The sequence below is a fragment of the Humisphaera borealis genome (genome assembly GCF_015169395.1).
GTDB classification, from domain to species: Bacteria; Planctomycetota; Phycisphaerae; order Tepidisphaerales; family Tepidisphaeraceae; genus Humisphaera; species Humisphaera borealis.
In genome coordinates this window covers 4,057,823-4,070,186 of the sequence record NZ_CP063458.1, presented here as the reverse complement: position 1 = coordinate 4,070,186, position 12,364 = coordinate 4,057,823, and the positions used below count along the sequence as shown (strand labels likewise).

Sequence of the window (12,364 nt, the reverse complement as noted above, 5' to 3'; positions counted from 1 at the left end):
TGCTTCGGAGCGACATTGAAGCGTGGTGGCCGAAGTCAGTCGTCAACTCGTGGCGCAGCCAACCGCACTTCGATTACACCTGACCTCTCACAAATCCAAATGTGAAGGCAGCGTCGTTGAATGTGGCCTGGTTGAGTTGCGGTACACCGACGGGATCGGTCAGCTTCCCCGCGACAACGCCTGCGACGGTCGGCCATTGCGGCTCGGCGTGCCGCTGCCGGATGTTGAGCGCGCGTACTGGTTCGTAATGACCCAACGCGCTTCGGACGGCGTCTCGTTCCGGATCGTGAAAAGACATCAGTCCATCGATCTCCTTGAACAACAGGCCGACTTGAAGGCTTCGAAGGCCGTGCCGTTCAGCTCAACCGGCGGAGCCAGTAGCCAGCCACTGCCGGTGGCACGACCCGCGAAGCATGGAAGGCATTTCAGCGCGAGGGGGACATGGTTGACTTCACAGCCTTATCGACTGATAGGAAATTTGATTCCGCGTTGGCGAGGCTGGACGAGACTGGGGGTGTGGGTTACGAGAACTTCCATCAGTGGCTTTGGCTGGCCGCCTTTGGAGCAGTCATGGCGGTTTCAGGATGGGCGGGGAAATATTTCTCCAACGTCGCCCGGCTTGGGGCTTTGGAGAACAGCGAGCCGACCACCATGAAAAAGGCCGAGCCTAGCACCATCGGCAGCACGGGCAGGTAGCCGAACACGAGGACATTACTCGGGCTGCGCAGGAGCAAGTCGCCGAGCGCGGGGAAGATGGGCACGAAAGGCTGGCCCGGCTTCGGGGCGACGCTGACCGTGCTTTCGTAGAGCCACCAGGTTCCCACCATCGCGAACGCGACCCAGAGCGTGGCGGCGAGCGCACCCCACTTGGTGCTGCGTTTCCAGAAGAGCGCGGCGAGCATCACCGGCGCGAGCGCGGCGAAACCGGAGAAGGCGAAGCGGATGGCGAGTTCGAAGATGCCGGCCTTATCCTCCAAATGCAGACCGATGAAGTAGGCCAGCGTCGTGATGATGATCACGAAGATTCGGCCGGTCCAAACCTGCGCCTTTTCACCAAACCGCGTTCCACCGCCGTAGTGCGCGAACACGTCCTGCGAGAACATGGTACAGAGGGCGAGAATCTGAGAGTCCGACGCCATGACGCAGGCCATGATGGCCGCGCCGAGCACGCCGGCGAGGAGGGCGTCGGTGTTCTGGGTGAGCAGGCGCAAGATGACATCGTCGGCCTCGCCGATTTTCAGGCCGGGAAACTGGTGCGCGGCCACCACCCCGAGGACCACGCACGGCAGCCAGATGAGCGCGATGCAAATGGGGTAGAAGATGACCGTCTTCTTAAACGACGAAACTTTCTCCGCCGTCATGCACATGATGGCGATGTGCGGGAACATGATGGCCGAAAGCGGGATCAGCGTGTAGCTGAAGAACTCCTCGACCGGGATGCGTTGGCGCGTGAGCAACGGCGCGGTCTTCGGGTCGGCGGCCAGTTCGGCCATGATGCGGTCGAAGCCGCCGAGATTTTTGGAGATGAGAACGAAGGCGATCGTGCCGAAGCCAAGGAAGAGAATAGTTTGAAACATGTTCACCCACGCCGTGCCTCTCATGCCGCCGAAGAAGACGTAGCTCATCACCACAAGCGCGACGATGGCACCGCCGACCTCGTAGCTCACCCAGTGTTTCGTCTCCAGCACTGTCCGGCCATCGCGCAGAACCTCGTGTAAGACCGGTTTCCCGTCCGCTCCCATGACGGTGGTGAGCGCTTCGAGCGTGTGGCCTCCACCCATCACGCCGATGATGATGTAGGGCACCAGCATCGTGGCGGTGAGCGCGAAGATGGCGGTGCCGATGTGCGAGCATTCCCAGCGGTCGCGGAAGTATTGCACCTGGGTGACGTGGCCAAACTTTTTGCCCAACGTCCACAGGCGAGTGCCAATGAAGAACAGGCAAAGTGGAATGACCAATCCAGACGCCGAGGCCATCAGTCCGTAAACACCGATGCCACGCTGATACGAGAGGCCCGAGCTACCGAGGATGGCGAACGCCGTCATGTTCGTGCCGAAGATGGCGAGCAGGAAGACGTAGGGGCCGAGGGAGCGTCCCGCGACAAAGAAATCATCTCGCGAACCGCTGCCCTTGCGAAAGGCGAAGATGCCGATGTAAAGGACGACGCAGAGATAAACAGCAACGATGATAGCGGGGATCATTTCGCGTCCCTCCTGATTTCCGGCTTGGACTGTTCATCCTCGTCGAGATGCTTTGGCCAGGCGCAACGCACAAGCAGGGCCATCGTTATCGCCGCCACGATTGAGTAGGCCACGTGGTAGGCGAGGCCGATGGGAAGGAAGCCGAGCACCAGCGGCTCAACCTTCTTCCAGTTCCAGAAATCATGGTGGAGCACATAGACCACGGTGATCAGCAGGGTGAGGAGGATGGTTTTCTTCATAAGTATTCGGTCAGTTGAAGAGGCGTTGCCAGACCTCAGATCCGCCGAGGCAGAGAGCGACGAAGAAGCCTAGACAGAAGATGAAATGCACGCAACCGGCGATAACAGACAGTGCGAATCCCAGTCGTCGGCGAAGTCGAAGCCAATTCAGATCCACGCCATCGCGTCGCAGGTGCGAAGCACACCGCGCAAGCTCCATGGTGTTTCAACGTAGGCCGCCAACGCGCCCTCGACTTCAAGAAACCCGAGCTGCAAGCGTTCTCTCCGACGAGGGCCGGCTGGCACGTGCCGGAGAAGTTTGGGAAGATCGAAATCAAGTAACCAGGTCTGAAGAATCATGAAAATCACTCTCCTCTCGCTTGTCATATTGGGATGCACTCTTGCGTCGCTCCAAGCCGCCGACTTCATCGTCACCGATGCAGGCATCGCCCCCGCGCCGATAATCGTCGTCAAAGACGCGCCGCCGCGCACGCGGGATGCGGCAGTGACGCTTGCGAGCTACATCGAGAAGATGAGCGGCCAAAAGCCGGAGGTGATCGATGGCGAGCCGAAAGTAGTGCCGGAGCGGGCGATCTGGATTGGCGTGCAGCCGGTGGTGAAGACGCTGTTTCCGAAAACGGATTTCGATTTCAAACATCCTGAGGAGACGCTCATCGCGGCGAATGAGAAGCATCTCGTCATCGCTGGGCGCGACCGTTGGGACCCGGCGCACATGACTGCCGATGGCCGACTCAGCAAGAAGACGGGCGTGCAGCAGGAGTATGGCACGGCGAACGCGGTTTATACCTTCCTCCGCGATCAGCTCGGCGTGCGCTGGCTCTGGCCTGGCGAAGAGGACGTGATCAAACAGGAGCGCATCGCCCTGGCGCCGATGGAGCAGCGTTATCATCCGCAGATCCGGGCGCGGGCGGGCCTGTTCACGAAACTGCAGCTTGGCGATCACAAGGAGGGTCCCGACCTCGAGTGGGCGCGGGTCCAGCGCGTGCAACTCGACTCCATGGAACTCGAGGGGGGCCATGGCTTCGGCCATTGGTGGGAGAAATACTCGAAGACGAATCCCGACTTCTTCGCGTTGCAGCCCGATGGCACCCGCAGCCCGAATCCGGAGGCGAGGCACACGAAAATGTGCGAATCCAACCCCAAGGTGTGGAACCAGTGGCTGGCTGAGGTGGACGAGCAATTGCGCGACAATCCGACGAAGCGGCTTTTCAATGCCAGCGAGAACGATGGGTACGGCTACGGCCATTGCGTGTGCAAGGAGTGTCAGGCGAAGGACCGACCCGAGGCCGAGAAGTTCCCCTTCCGCTGGAAGAACCACGGCGAAGATCGCCCCGCAGTGAGCGACCGACAGGTCATCTTCGCGAACACACTCGCTCGCATGCTCAAGCAGCGTTACCCGGACAAGGAACTGTATGTGCAATTGCTCGCCTACGGCTACTCACGACCCGCGCCCATCGCCGCCGTGCCGGATGCAAACGTCATCATCGCGAGCGTGAGCAATTTCTCCATGCGGTCCCCCAAGGAGCGTGAGACGCCGATGAAGCAGCACACCGACTGGGCCGCGAAAGCCGCGCACATCATGTGGCGGCCGAATCTCGGCAACCCCGCCGGTCTCACCTGGGGCATGCCCGACGTGGCGATGGCGCAGGCAGGCGACGACTTCCGCTTCGCCGCCGACACGCACTGCATTGGCATCTTCTTCGACATGTTCTGGTATCACTGGGCGAATCAAGGCCCGCACTACTACGCGGTCGCGCATCTCGCGTGGAATCCCCGCGCCGACGTGCAGGCCGTGATGAATGATTACTACCAGCGCACCTACGGCCCCGCCTCCGCCGATTTGAAAGCCTACTGGGAACTGCTGGAGCGCACGCGAATGGAGTTCGTGAGTGCAAAGCCGAGCCGGATGCGTGCATTCGAACTCCCGGAGAAATACACGCCCGCGCTGCTGGCGGAAGCGCAGTCGCATCTCGACGCCGCCGCCGCGAAGCTGGGCAAGGCGGATGAGAAATATCGCCGACGGCTGCATTTCACGCGCTGCGGATTCGAGTTCACCAAGCTCGTCGTCAGCACGAGAGCCGCGATGCAGAAGTTCGAGGCCAGCAAAGGCAAGGACGCCGCCGCCAAAGCGCAAGTGCTCGCCAACTGGGCCAGAGTTGATGTCATGGAAAAGGAGTATCCCGCCTTCGCCATCAACTGGCGTTCCGTCTTCGCCCTTGGAGCACCGGGCGGACGCAACAAGCGCACCGAAGGCCTCCACCCCGACGCCCCGCTCTCACCCAAAACGCTGAAAGAGATGCAGGCGGCGGGGTTGGAGTAGTTGACGGGCAAAAAACTCATTATGAAACACACTCTCACTCTCCTTGCCGCCGCGGTGGAAGATAACGACCGCCCGCCGCGCGATACTGGTGCCGGCGCTGGCCTGCAGCTATTCAATCTCGCTGACGATCTCGCGGAGAAGAAGAACCTCGCGGATCAACAGCCCGAGAAGGCGAGGGAACTTGCCGAGATTTTGCGGAAAGCACGCGAAGCAGGACGAACCCGATAGCCATTCCGACATCCGTGCGTGTACATCACGAACTGATCCGGCGGCGCGTCGTTCGCCTGGTCTTCGTCGGTTTGTCGGGGTGCTTGCTTGCTCATGCTACAACCGCCTTGCTCTTGCTCGTTGCCTCGGATCGATCACCCGATCTTTCGTCCAATCAATTGAGAAGATCAACCGTCTCCCGGATGAACGCTGCGTGAACCACGATGGCAAGTCCGAGTCGATGCCGGAGCTTCGTCGTGCCGTAGATCAACTTGGCCTCTTCGTCCAGGAATCGTTGGCCCGAAACCAAACCGACGATGAGCCGTTCCTCTCTCTGAGGGTTCGCTGGGCTTGGACGAGCCAGATAGACGGGCCCACCGCTATCCCCCTCGAACGTGTTCATGCTGAGGTAGAAGGTTTTCGCTTTCGCCGTGGGCAGTAAAGGAAAGCTGGCAATAGGGCCATCTCGGAGGATAGGAAATCCTGCCTTGCTTGCTTCCTCTCGATGCGGATAACCGAGACAGGAAAGTTGATCGCCTGGGTGAATCTTGTGCTTTCGCAACAAGTCGTCCGTCGCCAAAAGATCGGTCGTAAGTACCGGAAGATCAGCATTCTTTGGCGGGACAACCCAGATGACGGCGACATCTTCGCTGGGATGCTTGGTCCAGAGTGGTTTACCGTCTTTTCGGATAGCGAGCTTCGTGGGTTCCTTGGTGTATTCCCCTTCTCCTTGTTTGCTGCGGAAGACCACCGAAGTCTCGTCACCTGGAGTATTGTCGAAGACATGAGCCGCTGTGACGAGGAGATAGTTCTTGCCCTTCGCCAGAACGAACCCCGTGCCGGTGGATCTATCGTGGCTGAGTTTCACGGTTGCTCGCATCAACTGCGTGTTGAAGTCATCGGCTTCAGGACCATCGGCAGCAAGGGCCAGGACCGGGGTGACGACGGCGAATATGGCGGTGATGCAGAAACGATTCATTGTCTTACCTCGATTGTCAATGGAGTAGTCGAGACGGTTCATGTCAGAAGATGGCAAGTGTTTCGACCCTCAAGGCCGTTACGAAGCTTGTCACTTCCCGAGGGCCACCCCACTTGAGCCTATATATAGCGATAGACCGTCGGACGAGTGAGTCCCGTGGCACTCGCAATCGCAGTGATCTTCTCCCCTTCAGCTACCATTCGTTTGATTGTTCGGACTTGTTCATCCGTGACGGATAGCCGACGGCCCTTCTCAGACCCGCCCCATGTCTTGCCCCGAGCCTTGGCGATCGCCTGGCCCGCGCGAACGCGTTCGGCACGGACTTCGGTCTCGTATTGCGCCACCGAAGCCAGCACGTTGGCCATAAGGCGGCCGGTAGCCGTATGCAGGTCAATTCCGTCCTTGATGCTTACGAGGTTCACACGACGTTCGCCAAGCTCTTCGAAGAGTGCCGTGAGCCCTTTGGCCGTTCTGCCCAGCCGATCGAAACGCCAGCAGACGATGCGAGACACTTTCCCGAGTCGCACGTCCTCCATCAGCTTGTTCCACCCCCGACGCTCCATCGTCTTTCCGGTGAACTGGTCGCGGTACCAGGTCACAGCTTCGCCACAGGCGTCGGCGTAACGCTTTAGATCGGGCTCCTGGGAGGCGGTGTCCTGAGATTTCGTAGAGACCCGGCAGTAAATGGCGGTGTGCTTTGACATGTCAGAATTCTAGCACGCCTGAACTCGCAATGTAAAGAGTCATTTATACATGACACATTACGATTTCGATCGCTTCCGCCCGGCCAGTAATCGTGACGTTTCTCGCCGATACTCACCCTTTACACTTTGATCTCAATGATCGGCCGGCGAATGGCCGCCTAAACAACAGACCTCCAGAGCTTTCGCGCAGGTAGTGGATCAATCCCCATTGGCGACCCTGGCGAAAAGAGGGAATCGCGTAACTCTTTGATGAGGTCATCGGGCGAATCAACTTCGAACCCTGCCGATCGCATAAAGTCACGGCGCTGCATGACCGCCTCTATAGCAGCGCACACCCTCAGGTAGCTGGATAGCGTTTACTTGGCCCAAGCGTGGCAGCAACACAGTGCGCAACGGGCGGCAGTTCTTGTACGATTGCGCTTGCTTATAGGAATCTTGGTCCCCGCGATGGAGGTTGCGTGGGCCGGGGTAAGGGATTGAATCAGGGCATACGGCGGAGAGACAAATGATCGCGGGAATCTCGTTGCTGGCGATTGTGGCGGTGTCGCTGTTCCTCGTACGCCTCGGAAAAGCGGCGCTGGTTCTGACGGGGCTCTCTCCCGATACCGCCGACTTCCAAGCCTACTCAGCATTCTTCGGCGTCGGTTTCACGACCAGCGAAGCCGAGATGGTGGTGTCCCACCCCACTCGCCGACGAATCATCAAGCACCTGATCCTCGCCGGAAACCTCGGCATTGCGGCCAGTCTTGGCTCGCTCATCGTCGCGTTCGTCCGTGCCGACAGCCCGCAGCAGGAGTTGTGGCTCGCCGGCACCATCATCGGCGGTCTGATCCTGATCGGCGTGCTCTCCAGCGTCTGGCCTACGCGGCAACTGCTGGACCGGATAATCGCCTGGTCCCTCCGTCGCACCGGGGCGCTTCATGTAGCGGACTTTGCGTTACTGCTGCGCGTACACGCCGGCTACGTCGTTTCGGAGATCAAAATCGGTTCGGATTCGTGGCTGATCAATCGCATGCTCAAGGAGTCGCTGCTCGGCTCGCGCGGCGTTTTAGTGCTCGGGGTTACGCGGACCGAGGGGGACAAGGCGGCCGAATACTTCGGCGCGCCCACCGGCTCTTTCCGGGTTCGGGCCGGTGATGTACTCACCGTGTATGGAAAGGAACAGGCAATCTCAATGATCATCGCGTCCAAGATGCCGCCGGAATCGTTTCCCCCTATCCGTTGACGTGAACACTCGAAGGCCCTGCGTTCCCCACATCCAAACTGATCCGGCTTGTCATAGTGTTGATGACAATGCCTTAGATCTGACGCCGGCCAGGTTGATCGCCGCGATTTCCGGGCCGTTCTGCTGGCACATGAGAAGTCTCCTCCCCGTCTGACGGGGCCGGTTCTGGCTGTCCGTCTTCCGTTCGTAGGACTTCGCCCGATCCCCGATTGAATACTCGCCCCATACGTCCCCCGGCCGCGATGCACGATCATGGTCATGGTCCGGTCAGCAGCAGTACCGGGATTCCCGGTTTTTGCGGGCCCGGCAACGGGAGCCAGCCATGAGAAACCAGCGAACAAACCCGGCCGAGTCTTCAGGCGCCCGCACCATCACCCCGGACCTGCGTATCCCCTGGCTCGAACGTCTGGAAAATCGCCTGCTGTTCAGCACCTACACCGTCACCACGCTCGGTGATGCGGTCGGTGCCATCACCCCCAACGGTGCAGGCAAGTTCAATGCCTCCAGCCTCCGTGCAGCGATCACAGCTGCGAATGCTCACGCTGGGGCCGACACGATCAATTTCGCCGCTTCGGTGACCGGGACAATCAATCTTGGCAAGGCATTGCCGCAGATCGCCGACACGCTGACCTTGACCGGGCCGGGGTCGGCGAAGCTGACGGTGCAGCGAAGTGCCGCCGCGGTCACCGACTTTTCAATCTTCTCCCTCGATGCCGGCAAGACCATGTCTCTTTTGGGGATGAAGATCGCGAATGGAACTGGAACACCCAACGCGAACGAGCAGACTCGTGGAGGCGGGATCTTCAATTCGGGAAATCTGGCGGTCAGCAAATGCGTGATCTCAGCCAACTCGGCAAAAGCCGATCCCTATTCGTGGGACGCCGACGGCGGCGGCGGGATCATCAACTTCGGTACGCTGACCGTCACTGACAGCACAATCTCCGAGAACTCTACAGGCTCCTACAAGGGCGGAGGCATGCAGAACAACGGCACGCTGATCTTGAACCACTGCACCCTTTCGCGGAACACAGGGAGCACGATCGAGAACACCGGCTCGCTTGTTGTGAACGACAGCACGTTCTCGGAGAACTTCAGCGGCACGATCGAAAACTCCGGCATGCTGGACATCCGCCGATGCACGTTCACGAATAACTGGGGTTCGATCAACCAAAGCCGTGGCGTGCTGACGATGAAGGACTCCAACCTGTCGGGAAATGGAGGGAGTGGAGTCGGTATCTACGCAGGCGTCGCGACGATCACCGGTTGCACGATCACTGGAAGTTCGTCAGGAGCCGGCGGCGGAATTTACAACAGCGGCGTGCTCACGCTGATTGATTCCACTCTTTACGGGAACGAGGGTCTTGACGACGAGCGTTCGACGGGCGTAGGCGGCGGCATATACAACCGTGGCCCACTGACCGTCCGAAGCAGTACGATTGCTGGAAACGTCGCCGGTGGCATTTACAACGTCGGTGCGGCAATGACGTTGACCAACTGCATCGTCGCGGGTAACGCGTCAGGCGACGTCGCCAATCTGGACTTCAGTTACAGCGGCGACATCGACCAACCGGACATCCCACCTGGCACCATCGGGTCGTCCAGTTCGCACAACGTCGTCGGCACGGTGGCCTGGGGCGGTATCATCTCGGGAGGCTGGTATAGCTACGTCAGCCTGGTGTACGAAGCATCGCTGACAAACCTCGTTAATGGCAAGAACGGTAACCGTCTAGGCGTCACCGCCTCCCAGCTCAAGCTCGGCCCCCTCGCGAGCAACGGCGGCCCGACACAGACCATGGCCCTGCTCCCCGGCAGCATCGCCATCAACGCCGGCTCCAACGCCAAAGCCCTGGACGCCGACGGCAAACCCCTCACCACCGACCAACGCGGCACCGGCTTCGCCCGCCTTGTCGGCGGCACCGTCGATGTGGGCGCTTTTGAAGTCCAATCTTCCGTCGTCACCAGCAAAGGCTCCGTCGCTGGCGTCGTCTTCAAAGACCTCAACGGCAACCGCATCCAGGACGCCGGCGAAGCGGGTCTCAAAGGCTGGCTCGTCTGGGCCGACCTGAACAAGGACGGCCGGCTCAACTACAACGAGCCGCGGACCGTCACCAACTCCGCCGGCAGGTATACCCTCACCAACGTCCCCGCCGGCTACCAGCTCCTCCGCCTGGAGAAACGCACGGGCTGGCAGCAGACCACGCCCCGCGGCGGTGGCGCCCACGGCCCCACGATCCTCACAGGCAAACTGCTCACCGGCTGGCACTTCGGCCTCAAGCCGATCCTGGGATAGGAGCGCAATCATCCACGGCACAGGTCTGGCATCCTGACAACGACTAGCCGATCTGCTGGAGACCGCCATGAAAGCGACAACGAAACAACCCGGCCGGACGATGAACCTGGCTTCGCTCGTTACCCGCCGAGCCGCTTGGCTGGAACCGTTGGAGAACCGCCTGCTCTTCAGCACCTATACGGTGACCACGCTCGGCGACGCCGCAGACACGATCACTCCCAACGGCGTCGGCAAGTTCAACACCACCACGCTTCGCGCTGCCATAACCGCTGCGAATGCTCACGCTGGAGCTGACACGATCAACTTCGCCGCCGCGATGTCGGGAACGATCAACCTGGACAAGGCATTACCGCAGATCGCCGATACGCTGACGCTCGCAGGGCCCGCCGCTGCGAAGCTAACAGTACAGCGAGGCGTGGCTGCAACGACCGACTTCTCGATCTTCCAAGTCCGTGCCGGCAAGACGTCGACGATCTCCGGACTGACCATCGCTGGCGGTACGGGGACCTTCATAACCGACGAGTTCGGAAATGCGTTCAGTGCCGGCGGCGGCATCTTGAACCACGGCACGCTAACCCTGACCAACAGTATCCTTTCCGGCAATTCGGCAGGGTCCCGCCACTCTTCCGTCGCCGGCTACGGCGGCGGCATCTACAACACCGGTTTACTGACTGTGATCACCAGCACCCTCTCCGACAATTCGTCGGCGACCTACGGCGGCGGCATCCACAATTCCGGCACGGCGACAGTGACCCACAGCATACTCTCCGGCAATTCGGCAGAGTTCGAGGGAGGTGCCATCGACAACTCCGGCGGGACAGCGACCGTAAGGAACAGCACTTTCTCCGGCAATACGGCCGAAGAGCATGGCGGCGGGATCTACAACTCGGACGGCAAACTGTCCGTGAGCAAAAGCACCCTCTCCGGCAATTCCGCAGCGAGCAACGGCGGCGGAATCTCCAATTGGGGCGGCACACTGTCCGTGAGCAAAAGCACCTTTGCTGATAATGTGGCGCAAGCAGGTGGCGGAATAGACAACTCCAACGGGACGGCGGTCGTCACCAACAGCATGCTTCTCCGCAATTACGCTGACCATGGCAGCGGCGGTGGAATCTCCAACTATGGCGGCACGCTAACCCTTACCAGCAGCGTCCTCGCCAACAATTCAGCGCAAGACATCGGTGGCGGAATTTACAACCTCCTAGGCACACTGGTCGTTACCAGTAGCACCATTTCTGGCAACTCGGCGAACGAAGGCGGAGGTGGCATCTGGAGCAATAGCCTCTACTTTGCCACGCTCACCGTGGCCAACAGCACCTTCTTCGGTAACTCAGCTCGGTACGGGGGCGGTATCTACAACGAATATGAGGGCAACCTGACCGTTTCTGGCAGCACGCTTTCCGGGAATTCGGCGGAGTACGAAGGCGGTGGCTTTTACAACAACAGCGGCACCTTGACGGCGAGCAATAGCCTTATTGTCGGCAACGTCCTGAAGGGAAAAGCGACACCCAGCAACATCACGGGCACCCTCGATTCCATAAGTTCCTACAACCTCATCGGCACCGGCGGGGCCGGTGAACTGCTCAACGGCGTCAACGGCAACAAGGTTGGCGTCACCCCCGCCCAGCTCAAGCTCGGCCCCCTCGCGAGCAACGGCGGCCCGACGCAAACCATGGCCCTGCTCCCCGGGAGCATTGCCATCAACGCCGGCTCCAACGCTAAAGCCATTGGCCCCGACGGCAAACCCCTCGCCACCGATCAGCGCGGCACCGGCTTTGCCCGCATCGTCGGCGGTACCGTCGATGTGGGCGCTTTTGAAGTCCAATCTCCCGCCGTCACCGGCAAAGGCTCCGTCGCCGGGATCGTCTTCAAAGACCTCAACGGCAACCGCATCCAGGACGCCGGCGAAACCGGCCTCAAGGGCTGGCTCGTCTGGGCCGACCTGAACAAGGACGGCCGGCTTAACTACAACGAGCCGCGGACCGTCACCAACTCCGCCGGCAAGTACACGCTCGCCAACGTCCCCGCCGGCTACCAGATCCTCCGGCTGGAGAAACGCGCCGGCTGGCAGCAGACCATGCCCCGCGGCGGCGGTGCCCACGGGCCGACCATCCTGACGGGCAAGCTGATCACCGGGTGGCACTTCGGCCTCAAGCCGATTCTTGGATAACGGCCGGCCGGCGCACTGAACAACCTCCC

At 60.5% G+C, this 12,364-nt stretch carries 11 protein-coding genes; 5 read left to right on the top strand and 6 right to left on the bottom strand.

Going from position 1 to position 12,364, the window contains the following annotated elements; translation table 11 throughout:
- Positions 1 to 73: 73 nt before the first annotated feature.
- The 4 genes from IPV69_RS15115 to IPV69_RS15100 all read right to left on the bottom strand — a co-directional run bounded on the left by IPV69_RS15115 (position 74) and on the right by IPV69_RS15100 (position 2,893).
- The gene (locus tag IPV69_RS15115; protein WP_206290524.1) at positions 74 to 322 is read right to left on the bottom strand and encodes a hypothetical protein; all 249 of its coding nucleotides are present in this window, start codon (positions 320 to 322) and stop codon (positions 74 to 76) included.
- Positions 323 to 536: 214 nt separating this feature from the next.
- Complete coding sequence (locus IPV69_RS15110) at positions 537 to 2,201, bottom strand: sodium:solute symporter family protein (protein WP_206290523.1); 1,665 nt, start codon at positions 2,199 to 2,201, stop codon at positions 537 to 539.
- Complete coding sequence (locus IPV69_RS15105) at positions 2,198 to 2,440, bottom strand: DUF3311 domain-containing protein (RefSeq protein ID WP_206290522.1); 243 nt, start codon at positions 2,438 to 2,440, stop codon at positions 2,198 to 2,200. The genes IPV69_RS15110 and IPV69_RS15105 overlap by 4 nt, the downstream gene beginning before the upstream one ends.
- Before the next feature lie 147 nt (positions 2,441 to 2,587).
- The gene (locus IPV69_RS15100) at positions 2,588 to 2,893 is read right to left on the bottom strand and encodes a hypothetical protein (protein WP_206290521.1); all 306 of its coding nucleotides are present in this window, start codon (positions 2,891 to 2,893) and stop codon (positions 2,588 to 2,590) included.
- Between the two features lie 31 nt (positions 2,894 to 2,924).
- Between IPV69_RS15100 and IPV69_RS15095 the strand changes: the two genes are divergently transcribed.
- A complete protein-coding gene (locus IPV69_RS15095; protein WP_206290520.1) occupies positions 2,925 to 4,760 on the top strand; it encodes a DUF4838 domain-containing protein in 1,836 nt (611 codons plus the stop codon).
- Positions 4,761 to 4,988: a hypothetical protein gene (locus IPV69_RS15090; protein ID WP_206290519.1), complete on the top strand. Its 228-nt coding sequence runs from the start codon at positions 4,761 to 4,763 to the stop codon at positions 4,986 to 4,988.
- Positions 4,989 to 5,142: 154 nt separating this feature from the next.
- Here the strand turns inward: IPV69_RS15090 and IPV69_RS15085 are convergent, their stop codons facing one another.
- A complete protein-coding gene (locus tag IPV69_RS15085) occupies positions 5,143 to 5,988 on the bottom strand; it encodes a S1 family peptidase (RefSeq protein ID WP_206290518.1) in 846 nt (281 codons plus the stop codon).
- Positions 5,989 to 6,065: 77 nt separating this feature from the next.
- A complete protein-coding gene (locus IPV69_RS15080) occupies positions 6,066 to 6,650 on the bottom strand; it encodes a recombinase family protein (protein WP_206290517.1) in 585 nt (194 codons plus the stop codon).
- A 505-nt stretch (positions 6,651 to 7,155) separates the two neighbouring features.
- On the opposite strand from IPV69_RS15080, the gene IPV69_RS15075 reads away from it, so the two are divergent.
- The 3 genes from IPV69_RS15075 to IPV69_RS15065 all read left to right on the top strand — a co-directional run bounded on the left by IPV69_RS15075 (position 7,156) and on the right by IPV69_RS15065 (position 12,335).
- Positions 7,156 to 7,875, top strand: a complete 720-nt coding sequence (locus IPV69_RS15075; RefSeq protein WP_206290516.1) for a TrkA C-terminal domain-containing protein — start codon at positions 7,156 to 7,158, stop codon at positions 7,873 to 7,875.
- 322 nt (positions 7,876 to 8,197) lie between these two features.
- Positions 8,198 to 10,165, top strand: a complete 1,968-nt coding sequence (locus IPV69_RS15070; protein ID WP_206290515.1) for a choice-of-anchor Q domain-containing protein — start codon at positions 8,198 to 8,200, stop codon at positions 10,163 to 10,165.
- 67 nt (positions 10,166 to 10,232) lie between these two features.
- Positions 10,233 to 12,335, top strand: a complete 2,103-nt coding sequence (locus tag IPV69_RS15065; RefSeq protein WP_206290514.1) for a choice-of-anchor Q domain-containing protein — start codon at positions 10,233 to 10,235, stop codon at positions 12,333 to 12,335.
- Positions 12,336 to 12,364 lie beyond the last annotated feature (29 nt).

Bases quoted from the DNA above. Each gene is read 5' to 3' on its own strand.
- IPV69_RS15110 (WP_206290523.1), bottom strand. From the start codon at position 2,201: ATGATCCCCGCTATCATCGTTGCTGTTTATCTCTGCGTCGTCCTTTAC.
- IPV69_RS15105 (WP_206290522.1), bottom strand. From the start codon at position 2,440: ATGAAGAAAACCATCCTCCTCACCCTGCTGATCACCGTGGTCTATGTG.
- IPV69_RS15085 (WP_206290518.1), bottom strand. From the start codon at position 5,988: ATGAACCGTCTCGACTACTCCATTGACAATCGAGGTAAGACAATGAAT.
- IPV69_RS15080 (WP_206290517.1), bottom strand. From the start codon at position 6,650: ATGTCAAAGCACACCGCCATTTACTGCCGGGTCTCTACGAAATCTCAG.
- IPV69_RS15075 (WP_206290516.1), top strand. From the start codon at position 7,156: ATGATCGCGGGAATCTCGTTGCTGGCGATTGTGGCGGTGTCGCTGTTC.
- IPV69_RS15070 (WP_206290515.1), top strand. From the start codon at position 8,198: ATGAGAAACCAGCGAACAAACCCGGCCGAGTCTTCAGGCGCCCGCACC.
- IPV69_RS15065 (WP_206290514.1), top strand. From the start codon at position 10,233: ATGAAAGCGACAACGAAACAACCCGGCCGGACGATGAACCTGGCTTCG.